At 69.0% G+C, this 20854-nt stretch carries 19 protein-coding genes, 1 other RNA gene and 1 pseudogene; 6 read left to right on the top strand and 15 right to left on the bottom strand.

What is annotated here, in order from left to right; all coding sequences use genetic code 11:
- Nucleotides 1-32 precede the first annotated feature (32 nt).
- The 13 genes from murD to rsmI all read right to left on the bottom strand — a co-directional run bounded on the left by murD (nucleotide 33) and on the right by rsmI (nucleotide 13531).
- The gene (gene murD / locus LWW89_RS00105; protein WP_293259253.1) at nucleotides 33-1436 is read right to left on the bottom strand and encodes a UDP-N-acetylmuramoyl-L-alanine--D-glutamate ligase; all 1404 of its coding nucleotides are present in this window, start codon (nucleotides 1434-1436) and stop codon (nucleotides 33-35) included.
- A 6-nt stretch (nucleotides 1437-1442) separates the two neighbouring features.
- Nucleotides 1443-2546 (bottom strand): phospho-N-acetylmuramoyl-pentapeptide-transferase, encoded by a 1104-nt coding sequence (gene mraY / locus LWW89_RS00100; protein ID WP_293259250.1) that lies wholly within the window; start codon nucleotides 2544-2546, stop codon nucleotides 1443-1445.
- Nucleotides 2546-3943 carry a UDP-N-acetylmuramoyl-tripeptide--D-alanyl-D-alanine ligase gene (gene murF, locus LWW89_RS00095; protein WP_293259246.1) on the bottom strand — a complete coding sequence of 466 codons (1398 nt, stop codon included), beginning with the start codon at nucleotides 3941-3943 and terminating at the stop codon, nucleotides 2546-2548. The genes mraY and murF overlap by 1 nt, the downstream gene beginning before the upstream one ends.
- On the bottom strand, nucleotides 3940-5421 hold the full coding sequence (locus LWW89_RS00090) for a UDP-N-acetylmuramoyl-L-alanyl-D-glutamate--2,6-diaminopimelate ligase (RefSeq protein WP_293259243.1): 1482 nt from the start codon (nucleotides 5419-5421) through the stop codon (nucleotides 3940-3942). The genes murF and LWW89_RS00090 overlap by 4 nt, the downstream gene beginning before the upstream one ends.
- On the bottom strand, nucleotides 5421-7157 hold the full coding sequence (locus tag LWW89_RS00085; RefSeq protein ID WP_293259240.1) for a penicillin-binding protein 2: 1737 nt from the start codon (nucleotides 7155-7157) through the stop codon (nucleotides 5421-5423). The genes LWW89_RS00090 and LWW89_RS00085 overlap by 1 nt, the downstream gene beginning before the upstream one ends.
- Complete coding sequence (ftsL, locus tag LWW89_RS00080) at nucleotides 7154-7444, bottom strand: cell division protein FtsL (RefSeq protein WP_293259237.1); 291 nt, start codon at nucleotides 7442-7444, stop codon at nucleotides 7154-7156. The genes LWW89_RS00085 and ftsL overlap by 4 nt, the downstream gene beginning before the upstream one ends.
- 7 nt (nucleotides 7445-7451) lie before the next feature.
- Nucleotides 7452-8384: a 16S rRNA (cytosine(1402)-N(4))-methyltransferase RsmH gene (rsmH, locus tag LWW89_RS00075; protein WP_293259234.1), complete on the bottom strand. Its 933-nt coding sequence runs from the start codon at nucleotides 8382-8384 to the stop codon at nucleotides 7452-7454.
- Nucleotides 8381-8830, bottom strand: coding sequence for a division/cell wall cluster transcriptional repressor MraZ (gene mraZ / locus LWW89_RS00070; protein ID WP_293259231.1), 450 nt, complete (start codon nucleotides 8828-8830; stop codon nucleotides 8381-8383). Before mraZ ends, rsmH begins: the two co-directional genes overlap by 4 nt.
- A 511-nt stretch (nucleotides 8831-9341) precedes the next feature.
- An RNA gene (rnpB, locus tag LWW89_RS00065) (RNase P RNA component class A) lies at nucleotides 9342-9781 on the bottom strand.
- A gap of 10 nt (nucleotides 9782-9791) precedes the next feature.
- The gene (locus LWW89_RS00060; protein WP_293259228.1) at nucleotides 9792-10601 is read right to left on the bottom strand and encodes a DUF3025 domain-containing protein; all 810 of its coding nucleotides are present in this window, start codon (nucleotides 10599-10601) and stop codon (nucleotides 9792-9794) included.
- The gene (locus tag LWW89_RS00055; RefSeq protein WP_293259225.1) at nucleotides 10598-11068 is read right to left on the bottom strand and encodes a hypothetical protein; all 471 of its coding nucleotides are present in this window, start codon (nucleotides 11066-11068) and stop codon (nucleotides 10598-10600) included. The genes LWW89_RS00060 and LWW89_RS00055 overlap by 4 nt, the downstream gene beginning before the upstream one ends.
- 46 nt (nucleotides 11069-11114) lie before the next feature.
- Nucleotides 11115-12161, bottom strand: coding sequence for a dihydroorotase (pyrC, locus tag LWW89_RS00050; protein ID WP_293260291.1), 1047 nt, complete (start codon nucleotides 12159-12161; stop codon nucleotides 11115-11117).
- A 512-nt stretch (nucleotides 12162-12673) separates the two neighbouring features.
- The gene (rsmI, locus tag LWW89_RS00045) at nucleotides 12674-13531 is read right to left on the bottom strand and encodes a 16S rRNA (cytidine(1402)-2'-O)-methyltransferase (RefSeq protein ID WP_293259222.1); all 858 of its coding nucleotides are present in this window, start codon (nucleotides 13529-13531) and stop codon (nucleotides 12674-12676) included.
- A 112-nt stretch (nucleotides 13532-13643) separates the two neighbouring features.
- On the opposite strand from rsmI, the gene LWW89_RS00040 reads away from it, so the two are divergent.
- The 4 genes from LWW89_RS00040 to LWW89_RS00025 all read left to right on the top strand — a co-directional run bounded on the left by LWW89_RS00040 (nucleotide 13644) and on the right by LWW89_RS00025 (nucleotide 15788).
- Complete coding sequence (locus LWW89_RS00040) at nucleotides 13644-14018, top strand: YraN family protein (RefSeq protein WP_293259219.1); 375 nt, start codon at nucleotides 13644-13646, stop codon at nucleotides 14016-14018.
- On the top strand, nucleotides 14005-14400 hold the full coding sequence (locus LWW89_RS00035; RefSeq protein WP_293259216.1) for an HIRAN domain-containing protein: 396 nt from the start codon (nucleotides 14005-14007) through the stop codon (nucleotides 14398-14400). The genes LWW89_RS00040 and LWW89_RS00035 overlap by 14 nt, the downstream gene beginning before the upstream one ends.
- Nucleotides 14401-14505: 105 nt before the next feature.
- Nucleotides 14506-15099: a phosphoheptose isomerase gene (locus tag LWW89_RS00030; RefSeq protein ID WP_293259213.1), complete on the top strand. Its 594-nt coding sequence runs from the start codon at nucleotides 14506-14508 to the stop codon at nucleotides 15097-15099.
- The gene (locus LWW89_RS00025) at nucleotides 15096-15788 is read left to right on the top strand and encodes a BON domain-containing protein (RefSeq protein ID WP_293259210.1); all 693 of its coding nucleotides are present in this window, start codon (nucleotides 15096-15098) and stop codon (nucleotides 15786-15788) included. Before LWW89_RS00030 ends, LWW89_RS00025 begins: the two co-directional genes overlap by 4 nt.
- Nucleotides 15789-15875: 87 nt before the next feature.
- Here LWW89_RS00025 and LWW89_RS00020 read toward each other — a convergent pair whose 3' ends face one another.
- Nucleotides 15876-17402, bottom strand: coding sequence for a CoA-acylating methylmalonate-semialdehyde dehydrogenase (locus LWW89_RS00020; RefSeq protein WP_293259207.1), 1527 nt, complete (start codon nucleotides 17400-17402; stop codon nucleotides 15876-15878).
- Nucleotides 17403-17571: 169 nt separating this feature from the next.
- Here LWW89_RS00020 and chrA point away from each other — a divergent pair, with 169 nt between their 5' ends.
- Both chrA and LWW89_RS00010 read left to right on the top strand, forming a co-directional pair.
- The gene (gene chrA, locus LWW89_RS00015) at nucleotides 17572-18957 is read left to right on the top strand and encodes a chromate efflux transporter (RefSeq protein ID WP_293259204.1); all 1386 of its coding nucleotides are present in this window, start codon (nucleotides 17572-17574) and stop codon (nucleotides 18955-18957) included.
- A 112-nt stretch (nucleotides 18958-19069) separates the two neighbouring features.
- Nucleotides 19070-20314, top strand: a complete 1245-nt coding sequence (locus LWW89_RS00010; RefSeq protein ID WP_293259201.1) for a nitronate monooxygenase — start codon at nucleotides 19070-19072, stop codon at nucleotides 20312-20314.
- Between the two features lie 192 nt (nucleotides 20315-20506).
- On the opposite strand, the pseudogene LWW89_RS00005 reads toward LWW89_RS00010, so the two are convergent.
- A pseudogene (locus LWW89_RS00005) lies at nucleotides 20507-20752 on the bottom strand (transposase); the annotation flags it as partial.
- Nucleotides 20753-20854: the final 102 nt, after the last annotated feature.

The following is a 20854-nucleotide window of genomic DNA, read 5'->3' as shown; positions in this document are numbered from 1 at the left end:
GGGCGCGCGGCGGGTGTTGTCGAGGATGGCCCTCACCGCCCCTCCCCCTGGCCCTTGGCCACGGCGGCCAGCTCGGCCACGGTATCGATGAACACCTGAGCCCGGTGGGCATAGCCGCGGAACATGTCGAAGCTGGCGCAGGCCGGCGAGAGCAGCACGGCGTCGCCGGATTGGGCCCGGCCCGCCAGCCAGCGCACGGCGGCGGGCAGGTCGGCGCAGCGCTGCACGGGCACCCCGGCGGCGGCCAGGGGCGCGGCGATGGCGGCATCGATCAGCCTGGCGTCGCGGCCGATCAGCGCCACGGCGCGGCCGTGGGCGGCCAGGGCGGCACCCAGGGGGGTAAAATTCTGACCCTTGCCGTCGCCGCCCAGGACGATGCCGACCTTGCGGCCCAGGCCCTCGATGGCGGCCAGGGTGGCGCCCACGTTGGTGCCCTTGGAATCGTCGATGTAGGTCACGCCGCCGACCTCGGCCACGGTCTCGACCCGGTGCGGCAGGCCGGCGAAGGCCCTGAGGGCCGGCAGCACCCGCTCGGCGGCCACGCCCACCGCCTCGCACAGGGCGATGGCGGCCAGGGCGTTGGCGGCGTTATGGGCGCCGGTCAGCTTGAGTTCGTCCTGGCGCACCAGGGCCTTGTCACCCTTTACCAGGGCACCGCCCGCCAGGCCGAAGTCGCCCGCCAGGCCGAAGTCGCCGGCCCGGCCCGGGGCGTCCAGGCCGAAGGTAACGAAGGGCACGCCGCAGCGGCCATTGGCCAGGCTCCAGTCGTCGTCCCGGTTGAGCACGGCCACCTTGGCCCCCTTGAAGACACGGGCCTTGGCCGCGGCGTAGTTGGCCAGGCTGCCCTGGTAGCGGTCCAGGTGATCCTCGGAGACGTTCAGCACCGTAGCCGCGTCGGCGTTCAGGGTATGGGTGGCCTCCAGCTGGAAGCTGGACAGCTCCAGCACCCAGGCCTGGGGCAGGTCGTCGTGGTCCACGGCGTCCATCAGGGCGTCCAGGGCCGAGGGCGAGATGTTGCCGGCGGCCCGGGCGGTGACGCCGGCGCCGTTGAGCAGGTGGGCGGTCAGCGCCGTGGTGGTGGTCTTGCCGTTGCTGCCGGTGATGGCCACCACCTTGGTGGCCGAGGCCAGGGCGCGCAGGCCCCAGGCGAACAGTTCGATTTCCGAGACCACCGGCACGGCCAGGGCCGGCAGGCTTTCCCGAGGCACGCCGGGGGAGATGGCCACCACGTCGGCGCCGGCGAAGGTGTCGGCAGCGAAGGCGCCGCAAACGAGTTCGGCCGCCGGCACGGCGGCGGCCAGTTCGGCTTGGTTGGGCGGCACGGCACGGCTGTCGGCGACCCGTACCCGGGCGCCTTGCCGATCCAGCCATTTGGCCATGGCCAGCCCGGACTCGCCGAGCCCCGCCACCACGACCGTTTTACCCTTGAGTTCCATGTTCGCTTACCGCAGTTTCAGGGTGGAGAGGCCAAACAGCACGAGCATGATGGTGATGATCCAGAAGCGCACCACCACCTGGGTTTCCTTCCAGCCGCTCTGCTCGAAGTGATGGTGCAGAGGCGCCATCAGCAAGATGCGGCGGCCTTCGCCGAAGCGCTTCTTGGTGTATTTGAAGTAGCCGACCTGGAGCATCACCGAGAGGGTCTCGACGACGAACACGCCGCCCATGATGAACAGTACGATCTCCTGGCGGACGATCACCGCCACGGTGCCGAGGGCCGCGCCCAGGCCCAGGGCGCCCACGTCGCCCATGAACACCTCGGCCGGGTAGGCGTTGAACCAGAGGAAGCCGAGGGCCGCGCCGGCCATGGCGCCGCAGAACACCGCCAGTTCGCCGGCACCGGGGATGTAGGGCACCCCCAGGTAGCGGGAGAACACAGCGTGGCCGGCCACGTAGGCGAAGATCGCCAGGGCGCCGCTGACCATGGCGGTGGGCATGATGGCCAGGCCGTCCAGGCCGTCGGTGAGGTTCACCGCGTGGCTGGTGCCGGTGATGACGAAGTAGGTCAGCACGACGAAGCCGATGGCGCCGAGGGGGTAGGCCACGGTCTTGAAGAAGGGCACGATCAGTTCCATCTGGGACGGCACGCTGGCGGTCAGCGCCAGGTAGAGGGCCGCCCCCATGGCCAGCACCGAGGTCCAGAAGTATTTCCAGCGCGAGGCCAGGCCCTTCGGGTCCCGGTACACCACCTTCTTCCAGTCGTCGTAGAAGCCCACCGCACCGAAGCCCAGGGAAACGATCAGCACCACCCAAATGTAACGGTTGGTCAGGTCGCCCCACAGCAGGGTGGTGATACCGATGGCGATGAGAATCAGCACCCCGCCCATGGTCGGGGTGCCCGACTTCTTGAGGTGGGTCTGGGGGCCGTCCTGGCGCACCGCCTGGCCGATCTTCTTGGCCGCCAGCCAGCGGATCACGCCGGGGCCGGCCCAGAAGGCGATCAGCAGGGCAGTCATCGCCGCCAGCACCGTGCGCAGAGTGATGTAGTTGAAAACGTTGAAGGCCCGGATGTCCTGGGCCAGCCACTGGGCGAGAAGCAGCAGCATCAGTGGGACTCCTGCACGGGTTCGTCGGCGAGCAGGGCGACGACCCGCTCCATCTTCATGAATCGGGAGCCCTTGATCAGGACGGTGACGTCCGGGCCCAGCTCGGGGATCAGGGCCTGGGCCAGGGCCTCGGGGCTGCCGAAGTGCTGGGCGCCCTCGCCGAAGTTGCGGGTCGCCACCTCGGCCAGGTCGCCCAGGGTGTACAGCCGGTCCACCCCCTGGCTCTTGGCGTAGCCGCCCACCTCGTCGTGGAACTGGCCGCTCATCTCGCCGATCTCGCCCATGGCGCCGAGCACCATGACCTTGCGGCCGACGGTGGCGGCGAGCACGTCGATGCCGGCGCGCACCGAATCCGGGTTGGCGTTGTAGGTGTCGTCGAGCAACTGGGCGCCCTTCTTGCCGGCGCGGCGTTGCAGCCGCCCGGCGACGCCGGTGAAGCGGGCCAGCCCCTCGGCCACCTGGGCCAGGGGGATGCCGGCGGCCAGGGTGGCGGCGGTGGCGGCCAGGGCGTTGGCGGCGTTGTGCCGGCCGGGAACGGCCAGGCGCACCATGGCGCTGCCCTCGGCGCAGGCGAGATCCAGCTCCAGGTCGAGGCCGTGGGTGCGCACCGCGCCGCGCACGCTAGCGCCCTCGGCAAAACCAAAGGTACGCACGGTGCGGCCGCAGTTGAGGCCCTGCCAGTAGCCGGCGAACTCGTCGTCGGCATTGACCACCGCCACGCCCTTGGCGTCGAGGCCGGCGTAGATGCTGCCTTTCTCCCGGGCCACCTCGTCCAGGGTGCCCATGCCTTCCAGGTGGGCGCGCTGGGCGTTGGTCACCAGGGCCACGGTGGGCCGGGTCAGGCCGGTCAGGTAGGCGATCTCGCCGGGGTGGTTCATGCCCATCTCGATCACCGCCACCTTGTGGGCGGCGGTGAGGCCGAGCAGGGTCAGGGGCAGGCCGATGTCGTTGTTGAAGTTGCCTCGGGTGGCCAGCACCGCTTCGGCACCGAAGGCCCCCGCCAGGATGCTGGCGATCATTTCCTTGGTGGTGGTCTTGCCGTTGGAGCCGGTCAGGGCGATCACCGGAATGGCAAACTTGGCGCGCCAGTAGGCGGCCAGCCGGCCCAGGCCGTGGCGGGTGTCGGCGCAGGCCACCAGGGGCAGGGCCGGCGCCGCGGCGCGCGCCTTGGCCAGCTGGTCGTCGGCCACCAGGGCGGCGGCGGCGCCCTGGGCGGCCACCTGGGCGATGAAGTCGTGGGCGTCGAAGCGCTCACCCTTCAAGGCGACGAACAGCTGCCCGGGGGCCACGGCCCGGCTGTCGGTGCTCACGCCGGCGACGTTGGCCAGGCCGCCATGGACGGTGCCGCCGACGGCGGCGGCGATTTCAGCCAGATCCAGGATCACGTGTTGGCTCATTGTTGGTTGCTCCACGCAGCCAGGGCCGCCTTGGCCTGGACCACGTCGGAATAGGGCCGGCGCACAGCGCCGACCTCCTGATAGTTCTCGTGCCCCTTGCCAGCGAGCAGCACCACGTCCCGGGCGCCGGCTTCGGCGATGGCGCGGGCCACGGCCCGCTCCCGGTCCAGGTCGTGCTCGGCGCCCGGGGCGCCGGCCAGGATGGCGGCGACGATGGCCGCCGGGTCCTCGCTGCGCGGGTTGTCGCTGGTGACGATCACCCGATCGGCGCGGCGCATCGCCACTTCGCCCATCAAGGGGCGCTTGCCGCCGTCCCGGTCGCCGCCGCAGCCGAACACGCAGACCAGCTTGCCGCCCCGGGCCATGGCCACTTCGCGCAGGGCCGCCAGGGCGTTGTCCAGGGCGTCCGGGGTGTGGGCGTAATCCACCGCCACCAGGGGCTGGCCGTCGCCGCCCAGGCATTCGAGGCGCCCGGGGGGCGGCGCCAGGCGGGACAGTTGCTCGGCCACCTCTTCCACGGGCAGGGCCAGGCTAACGAGGGCGCCGGCCACCGCCAGCAGGTTGGCGGCGTTGTAGCGGCCGATCAGGCGGGAGGCCACGGGAGCGCGGCGATGGCCGTCGCTCAGGGTGAAGTGCAGACCGGTGGCGGCGATGGCCAGGTCCTCGGCGACCAGGGTTCGGGTGGCCCGGGGATGGCTGGCGCCGGCGAGGCTGTAGGCGATGCGCTCCCGGGCGTCGGTGACGGCCAGCAGGTGGGCGCCGTAGGGGTCGTCCAGGTTCACCACCACCGCGTCGAGGCCGGGCCAGCGGAACAGCTTTTCCTTTTCCGCCGCGTAGCGCTCCATGGAACCGTGGTAGTCCAGGTGGTCCCGGGTCAGATTGGTGAACACGGCGGTGGCAAAGCGGCAGCCGGCCACCCGGTCCTCGGCCAGGCCGATGGAGGACACCTCGATGGCGCAGGCCCTGGCGCCGGCGGCGACGAAGCCGGCCAGCTTTTCCTGGAGGTGGGCCGGTTCCGGGGTGGTGAAGCCAGACGGGACCAGGGCCCCCGGGAAGCCGTCGCCCAGGGTGCCGACCACGGCGCAGCGCCGGCCGGCGCCGTCCAGGGCCTGGGCGATCCACTGGGTGCAGGACGTCTTGCCGTTGGTGCCGGTGACCCCCACCAGGGCCAGCTTGCCGGTGGGCGCGCCATAGACGGCGTCGGCCAGGGCGCCGCACCAGTGCTTGAGCTGCGGGACGGCCACGGCGGGTACGGCCAGGGACGCGGCATTCCAGCCGGCGGCCTCGTAGACCACCGCCACGGCGCCCCGGGCGATGGCGTCGCCGATGTAGCGGCGGCCGTCGGCAGCATCGCCCGGGTAGGCGAGGAAGACGTCGCCCGGACGCACCCGGCGGCTGTCGTTTTCCAGCCGGGCCACAGCCACGCCCTGGGCGCGCAGGGCATCGAGCACGGAGGCGATCACGGTTTGGGCGTCCATCACATGCCCTCCGGTTCGGCGACCACCTGGGCCACTTGCAGATTGCTGTTCAGGGGCGCGTCGTGAGGCACCCCCAGGGTGCGCAGGGCGCCGGCCATGATGCGCGAGAAGGCCGGGCCGGCCACGTCGCCGCCGAAGTGGCGGCCGTTGGAGGGCTCGTCGATCATCACCGCCACCACCAGGCGCGGGTCCGAGGCCGGGGCCAGGCCGATGAAGGAGGCTACGTACTTCCGGGCGTAGACGCCGTTCTCGATCTTGTAGGCAGTGCCGGTCTTGCCGGCGACGCGGTAGCCCGGCACCTGGGCCTTGGGCGCGGTGCCGCCGGGCTGGGTGGCCATCTCCAGCATGGTGCGCACTTCCTGCACGGTCTGGGGCGAGAAGATGCGGGTGCCGGTGACCGGGCCCGGAGGCAGCTTGGTCAGTGACAGGGGCAGCAGCTCGCCGTCGGTGGCGAACACCGAGTAGGCCCGGGCCATCTGCACCAGGGACACGGCGATGCCGTGGCCGTAGGACATGGTGGCCTGTTCGATGGGGCGCCAGTGGGCGTAGGGCCGCAGCCGGCCGCCGACTTCGCCGGGGAAGCCCAGGCGCGGCGGCTTGCCGAAGCCGACGCTGTCGAACATTTCCCACATTTCCTTGGGGGCGAAGGTGCCGGCCACCTTGGCGGTGCCCACGTTGGACGACTTCTGGATCACCTGAGCCAGGGTCAGCACGCCGTGGGGGTGGGCGTCGGAAATGGTGGCGGTGCCGATGGTCAGCTTGCCCGGGGCGGTGTTGATCAGGCTGTCGAAGCGGAACTTGCCCTTTTCCAGGGCGAGCGCCGCGGTAAACGGCTTCATGGTCGAGCCGGGCTCGAAGGTGTCGGTCACCGCCCGGTTGCGCAGCTGGGCGCCGGACAGCCGCTCCCGGTTGTTCGGGTTGTAGGTGGGCCAGTTGGCCAGGGCCAGCACTTCGCCGCTCTTGGCGTCGAGCACCACCACGCTGCCGGCCTTGGCGGCGTTGTCGGTCACGGTCTGCTTGAGAGTGCTGAAGGCCAGGTACTGGATCTTGCCGTCCAGGGCGAGCTGGATGTCGCGGCCGTCCTGGGGCGGCTTGATCGAGCCCACGTCCTCGACGATCTGGCCGCGCCGGTCCTTGATCACGCTGCGGCTGCCGTTCTTGCCTTCGAGCTGGTTCTGGAAGGCCAGCTCCACCCCTTCCAGGCCCTTGGCGTCCACACCGGTGAAACCGACGATGTGGGCAGTCATTTCGCCGGAGGGGTAGTAGCGGCGGTATTCCTTTTCCTGGTGGATACCGGGCAGCTTGAGGGCGGCGATGCGGTCGGCGGCGTCCGGCGGGATCTGCCGTTGCAGGAAGACGAAGTTGCGGTCGGTGGCCAGCTTGCGGTTCAGCTCGCGCTGCTCCAGGTCGAGCAGCTGGGCCAGAGCGCGGGACTGGTCCGGGGCCAGCTTGACGTCGCTGGGGATGGCCCAGATCGACTTCATCGGCGTGGAGATGGCCAGCACCTCGCCGTTGCGGTCGGTGATGCGGCCGCGGGAGGCGGACACCTCGATGTCGCGACGGTAGCGGGATTCGCCCTTTTCCTGGAGGAAATCGTTGTTGATCACCTGCAGGTAGAACGAGCGCCCCACCAGGGACACCATGGCGGCCATCAACAAAACGACGATCGCCCGGCTGCGCCAGGCGTCGAGTTTGAGGTGGAGCACGGGGCTCTCGGTGTATTTGTGGGGCTTCATTTCGCCCCCCCGCCGCCCCGGGGCGAGGACTCCCGGGCCACCACCACCTTGGCCGGGTCCGGGGTCTGCATTTTCAAGCGCTCCCGGGCGATTTTCTCGATGCGCGGATGGGTCGCCCAGGTGGACAGTTCGAGCTGGATCTGGCCGTACTCCACGTCCAGGCCGCGGGCGTGCTCCTGTTCGGCCTCCAGGGCCTGGAACAGCTTGCGCGCCTTGTGCTGGGCGGTGATCACTCCCAGGGAGCAGAGCATCACGGCGAGGAGCAGGGCCATGTTGAAGCGCAGCATGGTCGCCTCAGGCCGCCAGTTTTTCGGCGACGCGCATCACGGCGCTGCGCGAACGGGGGTTGGCCGCCACTTCGGCGGCGGAGGCCTTGACCGGCTTGCCGACGATCTTGAGGCGCGGCTGGGGCAACTGGGCGGCGGTCAGGGGCAGGTTCTTGGGCAGGTCGTCCGGATTGGCCTCGGCCTTCATGAAGCGCTTGACGATGCGGTCTTCCAGGGAGTGGAAGCTGATCACCGCCAGGCGGCCGCCGGGGACGAGCAGGCCCATGGCCGCGGGCAGGGCTAGCGCCAGCTGCTCGAGCTCCTGATTGATATGAATCCGTAGAGCTTGAAAGCTCCGCGTCGCCGCATCCTGCCCTGGCTCGCGGGTACGCACGGCCTCGCGCACGAGCGCAGCGAATTCACCTGTGGTTGCAATACGCCGTTCCCGCCGAGCAGCCACAACCTTCTTTGCAATCTGGAAAGCAAACCGTTCTTCGCCATAGTCCCTGATCACCTCCGTAATTTCCCGCTCGCTGGCGCGGTCGAGCCACTCGGCGGCGGTTTCGCCCCGGGTGGTGTCCATGCGCATGTCGAGGGGCGCGTCGAAACGGAAGGAAAACCCCCGCTCCGCTTCGTCCAGTTGGGGAGACGAGACGCCCACATCGAGCAGCACGCCATCCACCGCCGGGTAACCCGCACCCCGGACCACCTCGCCCATTTCGGCAAATGGGGCGTGGAACAGGGTGAAGCGGGGGTCGTCGATGTTGCCGGCCGCAGCGATCGCCTGGGGATCGCGGTCGAAGGCCAGCAGCCGGCCATTGGGGCCGAGTTTGGAAAGGAGCAGGCGGCTGTGGCCGCCACGGCCGAAAGTCCCGTCGACGTAAACGCCGTCGGCTTTCACCGCCAGCGCCTCGATCGCCTCTTCAAGCAGGACCGTGACGTGGGTGAGGGGCGCGGTCACAGCGAAATCGCCTCGAAGCCCGGCGGGGGAACGTCGCTCTGCAGCGCCGCCAGGGCCGCCGCGTTCTGGGCCTGCCAGCCCTCGTCGCTCCAGATTTCGAAGTGGGAACCCATACCCACCATCCACACCTGCTTTTCCAGCTTGGCGTGGCCGCGCAGCTCGGGGGCGATCAGCAGGCGCCCGGCGGAATCCATCTCTTCTTCCCGGGCGTTACCCACCAGCACGCGCTTGAGGGCGGCGGAGCGGGGATCGAAGCTGGGGGCCTTGAGAATCTGGTCGCGGATCGGCTCCCAGGCTTGCAGGGGGTAGAGCAGCAGGCAGCCGTGGGGATGGGCGGTCAGCACCAGCCCGCCGGCCGACGCCTGGGCGAGCGCCTCCCGGTGACGCGCCGGAATGGCGAGCCGCCCTTTGGCGTCGAGGCTGATCGAAACCGTCCCCTGGAACATGGCGCCCTGTCGCTTCCCCTGTTAAACCCGTTTTCGCCTCACCGAGGCGAAGCCCAAAAAACCCGTTTTTCCCACTTCCTACCACTTTCACCCACTTTAGAGGAATGATTTCCCACGGTCAAGCAAGAAAACGGGTTTTTCTCAATGGAGACAATGACTTAGAAGCGCTTTTGCGCAAAAAACCTCGAAAAATAAACCTTATGAATCAATGGGGATACAAAAGCATCTGAAAGTGCTTTGTGAGGAATACAACCGTTATTCCCGGGCGACGGACGGTCATGCCGGACGCATCGGCCGATACCAGGGGCGAACAGGCGGGGAAAACGGCAGTGAGGGCAGCGGCAGGCGCGATGCCCGGAGGAGACGCCACGGCGCGCTCGGCGCGGGGCGGATGGCCGACCCAGAAGGGGCACGGCCGGAAGGAAGTGCGACACAGCAGATAACGCCAGACAGCCAATACCGATAAAACAGCCCGGCACCCGGACAGGTGTGCCGCGGCAAGAAACGCGAAGTGGGAAGCCGGCCGGTAAGCCGGGTTCTGTCGATGCCCGAAGGCACCGTGGCAGCCATTCCTCTAGGCGACGCGTTGCCACGCCGCTCAAGCAGCCTACCCGGGAGCAGCGCGAGCCACGCCATTGCTCCCCTATTTGGCCTTGCTCCGGATGGGGTTTACCGTGCCGTCCGGCGTTGGCCCCGGACGCGGTGGGCTCTTACCCCACCATTTCACCCTTACCTGGCGTGCGGCGCCATCGGCGGTATCTCTCTGTTGCCGGAATCAGGCGGCGCGAAGGTTGCCCTTCAAGCCGCACCGCCGCCTGATCCGCCCACCCCTGCGGGCGGGACTTTCCGTCACCTTGGTTATAGTGCCCGGCCGTTAGCCGGCATCCTGCTCTGCGGAGCCCGGACTTTCCTCCCCGTGCTTGCGCACGCGGCGGCTGCCTGGCCGACTTCCCGGGGCGGATTATACCCCGAGAGACGCCCTCTCCCGCCGCCCCGGGCGGAATTGCCGGGTGTCGTCGTAGTAAGCCGGATCGGCGTTGGCCGCAGTCGCCCCGGGAATGCCCAGCAGCGGCACCGGCTGGAGCGCCCGGGGGGCATCGTAAGTGCCGGCGGCCAGGTCCCGGGCCAGCCAGCCGTCCAGGGCCGCGCGCAGTTCGTCCGCGGGCAGGGCCAGGGCGTCCGCCGCCACCGGATAGAGGATGGCCTTGGCGGTGAGGCCAAAGAACGGCGCCAGCAGGGCCTCGTAGGTGGCGTGGCCGAAAACGATGAAGCGCATGTGCCGGGCCACGTCGGCGCGGCGCTCCCAGAACAGGGTCTTCCACTGGAAGCCGCGCAGCAGGTCGAGCAGGGACGGATCGGAGGACAGCACCGCCATGCCGCACTCGTCGAAGTGGGTCATGGCGTCCCGGGCATGGCCGCGGGCCTGGCCGGGGGCCGGTTCGCCGCCCGCCTCGGCGATGCCGCGCAGATGGCGGGCGTTGAGCGCCGCCTTGGCCCGGGGAAAGGCCAGCCAGACCAGGGCGTTGAAGAAGTCATGCCAGTTGTCGGGGCGGGTTTCCACCTCGCCCCGCTCCCACACCCGGCGCTCATAGCCCAGGCCGTCGTCGGCCGGCGGGACGAAGCGCACCGGCAATCCGGATTCGGTGAACACCGGCAGGGCCGCGGCCAGCGCCGCCAGGGCCTGCCCGTCGGGCCGGCCGGGCAGGCGGTCGAGCCAGGGGCGCAGCGGGTCGAATAGGGGATGGGCGTAGGCGCCCGAACCGCCGGTCATTGCCCGGCGGCAGCCCCGGCAACCCCGGCCGTGCCGCTGGCGCCCTTAGCCTGGAGGTCGGGATTGGCGGCGAAGCGCAGCTTGCCGCCCTCGACCTTGAAGGTGCCGAGCCACTCGCCCAGGCCGCCCGGGGGCTCCTCCTCCAGGGCGCGGAAGCCCTCGCAGGTCTGAGTTTCCACCAGGTAAAGCCTCTTGCCCTGGCGCAGCACGTAGGTCTTGTCGCCGGCCCGATGCACTTCCATGGCGATGCTGGCGATCGGCACCGCCTTCAGGTTGTGGCGGCGCTGGCAGTCGGGCAGGCGCGCCGCCACCACGGCCAGGTCGGCCTCCGGCTTCCAAAACCGGGGCTGGTCAGCGATCAGGGTCAGGGCATGGTCGCGGCCGGCGATCTGGTAGGACGCAGCGTCGTGCATGCACCCGGCGAGAAGCGGCAGGGCGACGAGGGGCAGGAGCAGGTGGGCGCGCATGGGGGCCTCGGCTGGGCTGGGCGGTAGGGGGAAGAAGGTCGCGGGGTCAGTCCTGCAAGCGCCAGGCCAGGGTCTCGCCGGCACGCAGCGGGGTAAGGGTTTCGCCCGGGGCGTAGTCGTAGGCGTCCGGCACGGTCCAGGGCTGCTTGACCAGGGTGACGGTGCCGGCATTGCGCGGCAGGCCGTAGAAGTCGGCGCCGTGGAAGCTGGCGAAACCCTCCAGCTTGTCCAGGGCACCGGCGGCCTCGAAGGCCTCGGCGTACAGCTCCAGGGCGGCGTGGGCGGTATAGCAGCCGGCGCAGCCGCAGGCGGCTTCCTTGGCGTGGCGGGCGTGGGGCGCCGAGTCGGTGCCGAGGAAGAACTTCGGGTTGCCGCTGGTGGCGGCCTCCACCAGGGCCAGCCGGTGGGTTTCGCGCTTCAACACCGGCAGGCAGTAATAGTGGGGGCGGATGCCGCCCTGGAAGATGGAGTTGCGGTTGTAGAGCAGGTGGTGGGCGGTGATGGTGGCCCCCACGTTGGGGCCGGCGGCCTTGACCAGTTCGGCCGCATCCTTGGTGGTGATGTGCTCGAACACCACCTTGAGGCCGGGGAACTTGGCGATCAGGGGCAGCATCACCCGCTCGATGAACACCGCTTCCCGGTCGAAGATGTCGATGGCCGGGTCGGTGACTTCGCCGTGGACCAGGAAGGGGATGCCGCGCTTTTCCATTTCGGCGATGGCCGGGAAGGCCTTTTCCAGGGCGGTGACGCCGGCGTCGGAGTTGGTGGTGGCACCCGCCGGGTAGAGCTTGACCGCCTTGACGAAGCCCGACTCGGCCGCCTTGACGATCTCGGCCGCCGGGGTGTTGTCGGTCAGGTACAGGGTCATCAGCGGCTCGAAGGCCGCGCCCGGGCCTTGCTGCGGCAGGGCCGCCAGGATGCGCTCCCGGTAGGCGGCGGCGGCCTCGACGGTGGTCACCGGCGGGCGCAGGTTGGGCATGATGATGGCCCGGCCGAACTGGCGGGCGGTATGGGGCATCACCGCGGCCAGGGCGGCGCCGTCGCGCACGTGCAGGTGCCAGTCGTCGGGACGGGCGATGGTCAGGGAGGTCAAAGCGGAAGAAGGCTGGGTCACGGCAGGCTCGGCAGACGGCGGGTTACGGACAATGGCGGGATTTTACCGGGGAACCGCCCCGGCTCCGATGGAATCCGCACAGGTGCCGCCGGCACCGGTCGAAACCTCGCGCCAGTGCTTGCTTTCCGGGCATCCCATGGGAAGGCCCGCATCCCGGGCCGGCTTCCGCCGCCCCACCGCCAAGCGCCAGGGCTGGTGCGGGATTCGGCGGACTCGCCAACCTCGCGCCTGCCCCCGCCTTCCGGTCGCACCATACTAAATAGGCGCCGCCCCCAGCCGCCCCCGATGCCGCGCCGGAACATGGGCACATGGGAGGCCATCATCGATACATTAATTTTCTTAATGTATTTCTGGAGACACCAGGCCAAACTCCAATACTGGCGCGGACCTTGGTTTTTTCGCCCGCTGCTTACTTGAATTTTTTTAATACATCAGCCGACAGCAGCGGCTCACAAGCCACACAAGCCGCGCCTGCTGCGGCCGGTGTCGCGTCACGCCGCCCCGTCCTTAAGCTCCAAGGCCCGGGCGTAGAGGGCGTTCTTGGCGGAGCCGGTCAGGGCCGCCGCCAGCTTGGCCGCCTGCTTCACCGGCAGCCCCTCGTCCAGCAACAGGACCAGGGCGCGCTCGGCCTCGGCGGGCAGCCCCTCTTCCACCGCCGCTGGCGCCGCGCCGACGATGACCACGAACTCGCCGCGCTGGTGGTTGGGGTCTTCGGCCAGCCAGGCCGGGCCGTCGGCCAGGGGGCAGGCGTGGATCTGCTCGAAGGTCTTGGTCAGCTCCCGGGCGATCACCAGGGGGCGCACCGGCTCCAGGGTGGCGGCCAGGTCGGTCACCATGTCCACGATGCGGTGGGGCGCCTCGTAGAAGACCAGGGCGGCGTCCACCGCCTTGAGGGCCTCCAGTTCGCGCCGCCGCTCGCCGGCCTTGGCCGGCAGGAAGCCGACGAACAGCCAGCGGGCATCCGCCAGTCCGGCAGCGGAAAGGGCCGTGACCGCCGCGCTCGGCCCGGGGATGGGGATCACCTTGAAGCCGGCGGCGCGCACCGCCTCCACCACCTTGGCGCCCGGGTCGGACACCGCCGGGGTGCCGGCGTCCGAAACCAGGGCCACGGATTCGCCGGCGGTGAGCTTGTCGATGATCTGCCCGGCAGCCTGGCGCTCGTTGTGCTCGTGGGCCGCCAACAGGCGCGCCGAGATGGCGAAATGGCTGAGCAGCCCCTGGGTGTGGCGGGTGTCCTCGGCGGCGATCCAGCCCACCCCGCGCAGCACCTCCTGGGCCCGGGGGGAAAGATCGGCCAGGTTCCCCAGGGGGGTGGCCACCACATACAATGCGGAAGATTCAATCGTCATTTTTTTTGCATTCACATCGGCCGCCGCCGGCAAGGTGCAACCACGCGGAGCAGGCGGCCGCAAGCGCGCAGGCACAGGCGCGGGGCGGCTTCGGAAACAAAGGGGAAGCGCAATGGCGACGCACGATAGCACACCGTCCGGCACCACCGCCCGGGGCGCCGCCGCCGAGCAGGCGGCCGCCGACCACCTGGCTCGCCACGGGCTGGCGGTGCTGGCGCGCAACTACCGGGTCAAGGGAGGCGAGATCGACCTGATCTGCCGCGACCGGGGGGCGCTGGTGTTCGTCGAGGTGCGCGCCCGGGCCGGCTGGGCCTTCGGCGGCGCGGCGGCGAGCATCGACCCGCGCAAGCAGGCCCGCCTGGTGCTGGCTGCCCGGCATTACCTGCAACGGACCCGCCAGGACGACATGCCCTGCCGCTTCGACTGCGTGCTGTTCGACGCCGGCCGGCTGACCTGGCTGAAGGACGCCTTCCATGCACCGGACTGAGGCCGCCCGGGCCGTACGGCTGACCACCCTCATCTTGCTGCTTGCGGTCTGGGCGGCGCCCGCCGCCGCCCAGACGGTGCGCATCCTGGTGCAGGACTCGCCCCTGGCCGGCAGCCAGTACTACGCGCTGGAGACGCGCTTTGCCGACATGCGGGTAGGCGATCCTCTGGCCCTGACCCGGGAGTCGGACAACCGCCACGACCGCAACGCGGTGCGGGTAGACTGGTACGGCGAGAAGCTCGGCTACCTGCCCCGGGCAGAAAATCGGGCGGTGGCGGCAGCCATGGACGGCGGGCTGGCGGTGGAGGGACGCATCGCCGCCCTGGTGCCCCATTCCAACCCCTGGAAACGCCTGCGCGTCGAAGTGTGGATCGCCCCCTGACGCGCCGGCCGAACGCTGCTCCGCCATGACCGGCCTGCCGGAGCAAAAACGGCCCCGTGTTAAACTTGAAGCTTCATTTCTCCCTACGCCCGACGACGACTCGCCATGGATCTCATCGCCCGCATCAGCCAGCAATTTCAGGACAGCGCCGACACCAAGCTGGCGGCCGTGGAACTCCTCGCCGCCCCCATCGCGGCGGCCACCGAGCTGATGACCGGTGCCCTGCTCAACGGCGGCAAGATTCTGGCTTGCGGCAACGGCGGCTCCGCCGGCGACGCCCAGCACTTCGCCGCCGAGCTGGTGGGCCGCTTCGAGCGCGAGCGTCAGGAACTGGCCGCCATCTCCCTGTCCACCGACACCTCGATCATCACCGCCGTGGCCAACGATTACGCCTTCGAGCAGATCTTCGCCAAGCAGGTGCGGGCGCTCGGCCATCCGGGGGACGTGCTGCTGGCCATTTCCACCTCGGGCAACTCGGCCAACGTGATCGAGGCCATCCGCGCCGCCCATGACCACGATATGAAAGTGGTGGCGCTGACCGGCAAGGGAGGCGGAAAAATCGGGGAACTGCTGCGTGACGACGACATCCACCTCTGCGTGCCGGCCAAGCGCACGGCGCGCATCCAGGAGGTGCATCTCTTGACCATCCACTGCCTGTGCGATGGCATCGACTGCATGCTGTTAGGAGAAGACGAATGACCGAGCGCGTTTCCCGATCCGCCCCCACCCGCAACACCTTCCCCCGCCGCGCCGTCCGCGGCGTGGCCGCCGCCCTGGTGGCCGCCACCCTGGCCTCGGGCCTGGCCGGCTGCTTCCCGGTGGTCGCCGCCGGCGTCGGCGCCGGCGCCCTGATCGTGGCCGACCGCCGCACCAGCGGCACCTACACCGAAGACCAGGGCATCTCGCTCAAGGCCGGCCAGCGCATCGGCCACATCATGGGCGAGAACTCCCACATCAATTCCACCAGCTACAACCGCAAGGTGCTGCTGACCGGCGAGACCGACAGCGAAGAGCTGCGCGCCAAGATGGAAGAGACGGTGCGCGGCATCCCCAACGTGGCAGGCGTGTACAACGAAATCAAGATCGCCCCGCCGACGCCGTTCACCTCCCGCTCCGCCGACACCTTCATCACCTCCAAGGTGAAGGGCCGCTTCGTGGATGCCAACAAGTTCTCCGCCAACCACGTCAAGGTGGTGACCGAGGCCGGCGTGGTCTACCTGCTTGGCCTGGTCACCCAGCGCGAGGCCGACGATGCGGTGCAGATCGCCCGCACCACCGGGGACGTGCGCAAGGTGGTGAACCTGATGGAGATCATCAGCGACGCCCAGGCCAAGGAGATCGACGCCAAGCCGGCCACCGACGCCAACAACGACGCCACCTCGCGCTGAACGTCCCGTTCCCGCCGCGAGGACGAAAAAAGCCGGAGCCAACGCTCCGGCTTTTTTCATACCCGTGCGAATCGCGGGGGCCGCGGTTCAGCCGTTGACCGGCATGGCGAACTCCGGCCCCTTGCCGATGCTGTCCGGCCAGCGCTGCATGACACTCTTGTAGCGGGTGTAGAAGCGCACGCCCTCCTCGCCGTAGGCATGGTGGTCGCCGAACAGACTCTGCTTCCAGCCCCCGAACGAATGCCAGGCCATAGGCACCGGAATCGGCACGTTGATGCCGACCATGCCCACCTCGATGCGCTGGGCGAATTCCTGGGCAGTGCGGCCGTCCCGGGTGAAACAGGCGACGCCGTTGGCGAAGGTGTGGCCGTTGACCAGGGCCACCGCCTCGGCAAAGGTATTCACCCGCACAACGCCCAGCACCGGGCCGAAAATCTCGTCCCGGTAGATGTCCATCTCCGGCCGCACCCGGTCGAACAGGGTGGCGCCGAGGAAGTAGCCCTGGGGCCGCGCCGGCACCGGATGGGCGCGGCCGTCGAGCACCAGCTCGGCCCCGGCGGCGATGCCCGATTCGATATAGCCAAGGATGCGCTCCCGGTGGGCGGCGGAAACCACCGGCCCCATGTCCACGCCCGGCTCCAGGCCGTCGCCGATGGTCAAGCGGCGGCTCCGCTCCGCCACCTTGGCCACCAGCTCGTCGGCAATGTCGCCCACCGCCACGGCCACCGACACCGCCATGCAGCGCTCCCCGGCGGAGCCGTAGGCCGCCCCCACCAGGGCGTCGGCAGCCTGGTCCAGGTCGGCGTCGGGCATCACCACCAGGTGGTTCTTGGCCCCGCCCAGGGCCTGCACGCGCTTGCCGTGGCGGGCGCCGGTCTCGTAAATATGGCGGGCGATCGGCGTCGAGCCGACGAAGGACACGGCCTGCACGTCGGGGTGGGCGAGCAGCCCGTCCACCGCCACCTTGTCGCCCTGCAGCACGTTGAACACCCCGGCCGGCAGCCCGGCCTCGGCCCACAGGGCGGCGGTCATCAGGGAGGCCGAGGGGTCCCGCTCCGAGGGCTTGAGCACGAAGGCGTTGCCGCAGGCAATGGCCACCGGCGCCATCCACATCGGCACCATGAAGGGGAAGTTGAACGGCGTGATGCCGGCCACCACGCCCAGGGGCATGCGCTGGTTCCAGTGGTCGATGCCGCCGCCAATGGCCGGCGAATGCTGGCCCTTGAGCAGTTGCGGCGCGCCGCAGGCGAACTCGATCACCTCCAGCCCGCGCTGCACCTCGCCCAGGGCATCCGGCAGGGTCTTGCCGTGCTCCCGGGTGATCCAGCGCGCCAGTTCCTCGGCGTGGCGCTCCACCAGTTCGCGGAAGCGGAATAGCACCCGGGCGCGCTTCTGCGGCGGAGTCTCGGCCCAGGCGGGAAAGGCCGCCTTCGCCGCGGCCACGGCGGCCGCCACGTCGGCGGCGTCGGCCAGGGCCACCTGGCGCGCCACGACGCCCCGGGCCGGATCGAACACGTCGCCCCGGCGCCCGGAACTCCCCGGCGTATTGGCGCCAGCGATCCAGTGGCCGAGCAGAGGCAGGCCGGAAGCGGCCTGTTGTTGCGGTTCGGTCATCGATGCATCTCCTTTGTCCATGCCTGGCTAAAATCTGGCGGCCGGTCCGGCGGCGCGCCACTCCATACTGTGTCATGGGCCTGCCAGAACCAGGCCGCATACTGCGCCGGATGCCGCAGGCCGCCAACAATGCTGCCACGCCAGCGGCCATACCCATTCGCCCACCGCCATGACCGACGCCCCGCCCAATCACCCGCCGCCACCCGCAGTTTCCTTCGCCACCGCCTTCCGCTTCTGGCTCAAGCTGGGCTTCATCAGCTTCGGCGGGCCGGCTGGGCAGATCGCGGTGATGCACCAGGAGCTGGTGGAAAAGCGCCGCTGGATTTCGGAGCGGCGCTTTCTCCACGCCCTCAACTATTGCATGCTGCTGCCCGGCCCGGAGGCCCAGCAGTTGGCTACCTACATCGGCTGGTTGATGCACCGCACCTGGGGCGGCATCGTCGCCGGCGGGCTGTTCGTGCTGCCGTCCCTGCTGATCCTGACCGGCCTGTCCTGGCTGTATGCCGCCCAGGGCCACACGCCCCTGGTGAGCGGCCTGTTCTACGGCATCAAACCGGCGGTCACCGCCATCGTCCTCCACGCCGCCCTGCGCATCGGCGGCCGGGCCCTGGGGCGCCCCCTGCACTGGGCCATAGCCACGGCGGCCTTCATCGCCATCTTCGCCTTCGCGCTTCCCTTCCCCCTGATCGTTGCCGGTGCCGCCCTGACGGGCTACCTGGCCAACCGATTCGCCCCGGCCACGGCGGCGGCACAAGCCGCCGCACCCAATTCCCAGGCCCAGGACGGGCATGCCCCCTGCCTGATCGACGACCACACCCCATCGCCGCCCCACGCCCGCTTCCGCTGGCCGCTGCTCGCCCGGGTGGCGGGCATCGGACTGCTGCTATGGCTGCTGCCCCTGGCCCTGCTGGCACTGGCCGGCGGCTGGCAGGCCCCCCTACCCCAGATGGGCTGGTTCTTCACCAAGGCGGCCCTGCTGACCTTCGGCGGCGCCTACGCGGTGCTGCCCTACGTGTACCAGGGGGCGGTGGTCCACTATGGCTGGCTGTCGCCCGCCCAGATGATCGACGGCCTGGCCCTGGGCGAAACCACCCCGGGACCGCTGATCATGGTGGTGGCCTTCGTCGGCTTCATCGGTGGCTACGGCCACGCCGAGGCCACCCTGGCCATGGCCGGGGCCAACCCGTTCCTGGCCGGCGCCGCCGCCGCGGCCGTGGTCACCTGGTTCACCTTCCTGCCCTCCTTCCTGTTCATTCTGGCCGGCGGCCCCCTGGTGGAATCCACCCACGGCGACCTGCGCTTCACCGCCCCCCTTTCGGCGATCACCGCTGCCGTGGTGGGGGTGATCGTCAACCTGGCCCTGTTCTTCGCCTACCACGTCTTCTGGCCCGCCGGCTTCGGCCCGGACCTGGCAGCCCTGGCCCGGCCCGACTGGCCATCGCTGGTCATCGCCGCCCTGGCGGCCACGGCCCTGCTGCGCTTCAAGCGCGGCGTGGTGGAGGTAATCGGCGGCTGCGCCTTGCTGGGGCTTCTGCTGAGCCAATTCCCCCACTAAGCGGCCGCCTATTACCCGCTGACCCACGGTTTTTTTCGTGGAAATTTCCCCTTCCCCCCCACGAGCGGCGATAATGCGGGGTTAGGCATAAAAAAACCGGATTCAAAATTACATGAAGCGAGTGGATGACTTTCGCCTGCGCCTGGGCAACCAGGAGCTGGTTCCGATCGTAATTGGTGGCATGGGGGTCGATATCTCGACCGCCGAGCTTTCGCTGGAGGCCGCACGCCTGGGTGGCATCGGCCATATCTCGGACGCCATGGTCCCGACCGTGTCGGACCGGCGCTTCAACACCAAGTACGTGCGCAACAAGCTCGCTCAGTACAAGTTCAACGTGGCCAACCCGGACAAGTCGGTGGTCAAGTTCGACCTGGGGCTGCTTGCGGAAGCCACCAAGCTGCACGTCAGCCGCACCATGGAAGCCAAGCGCGGCCCCGGACTGGTGTTCATCAACTGCATGGAAAAGCTGACGATGAACGCCCCCAAGGACACCCTACGGGTGCGCCTTTCCGCCGCCCTGGACGCCGGCATCGACGGCGTCACCCTGGCGGCCGGCCTGCATCTGGGCACTTTTTCGCTGATCGAGGACCACCCGCGCTACAACGACGCCAAGCTGGGCATCATCGTCTCATCCCTGCGCGCGCTGCAGATCTTCCTCAAGAAGAATTCCCGCCACGGCCGTCTGCCCGACTACGTGGTGGTGGAAGGCCCCCTCGCCGGCGGCCACCTGGGCTTCGGCATGGACTGGGCCAAGTACGACCTGGCCGCCATCGTCGCCGAGATCCACGCCTGGCTGGTGGCGGAAAAGCTGGACATTCCCCTGATCCCCGCCGGCGGCATCTTCACCGGTAGCGACGCGGCAAACTTCCTGGAGATGGGCGCCGGCGCCGTCCAGGTCGCGACCCGCTTCACCGTGACCCACGAATGCGGCCTGCCTGAAGATGTACAGCAGGAATACTTCAAGGCCAGCGAAGACCAGATCGAGGTCAACCAGATCTCGCCCACCGGCTATCCGATGCGCATGCTCAAGAATAGCCCCGCCATCGGCAGCGGCATCCGCCCCAACTGCGAAGCCTACGGCTACCTGCTCGACGCCTCCGGCAACTGTCAGTACATCGAAGCCTACAACCGCGAAGTGGCCGCCCACCCCGAGGCACGCAAGGTCAAGGTATTCGACAAGACCTGCCTATGCACCCACATGCGCAACTTCGACTGCTGGACCTGTGGCTACTACACGTATCGACTGAAGGACACCACCCGCAAGAACGAGGATGGCAGCTACCAGCTGCTGACGGCTGAACATGTGTTCCATGACTACCAGTTCAGCACTGATGGGAAGATTGCGCTGCCGGAGTGACCCGCCCCTCTCAGTTCCTGCTTATCCGGGAGCCAAAATCCAAACGGCCAGAGATTTTCTCTGGCCGTTACATATCTTGACGTCGCAAGCTTGTGTGAGGCGCGACAACCTCCTCTCGAAAGACTGACTAATGCCTCAAGCCCTTCTCTCACCCTGAGGTGCCGACGTCGCCTTGGCAAAGTACGCTGCGGCTTTTTTAAAGATATCGCGCTCCTCGGTGACGCGCTTCAACTCGGCCGTCAGCCGCCGGATCTCGACGGACTGGCTCTGCTGTTCTTGCCGTGCTTCCGCCGGCAGGCTGTACTGCCTCAGCCACGCATACAGGCTGTGCTGTGACACTCCAATCCGGCTCGCCACCTCGGCCACCGGATGGCCTCGCTCGGTGACCTGCTTGACCGCTTCGACTTTGAACTCTTCCGTGTAACGCTTGCTGCTCATGACACCTCCCTAGTACCTCAAGTTTAAGGCTCAAAGGTGTCTACGGATCGACGTCCCCCCGTTTTCAGTAGCAGTGGGCTTTAGAATCCGAGGTTAATTTAC

The sequence above is a fragment of the Oryzomicrobium sp. genome (assembly GCF_021287045.1).
In the GTDB taxonomy this organism is placed as follows: domain Bacteria; phylum Pseudomonadota; class Gammaproteobacteria; order Burkholderiales; family Rhodocyclaceae; genus Oryzomicrobium.
The sequence above is the reverse complement of the archived record's forward strand: the minus strand, read 5'-3'. Positions and strand labels throughout refer to the sequence as shown.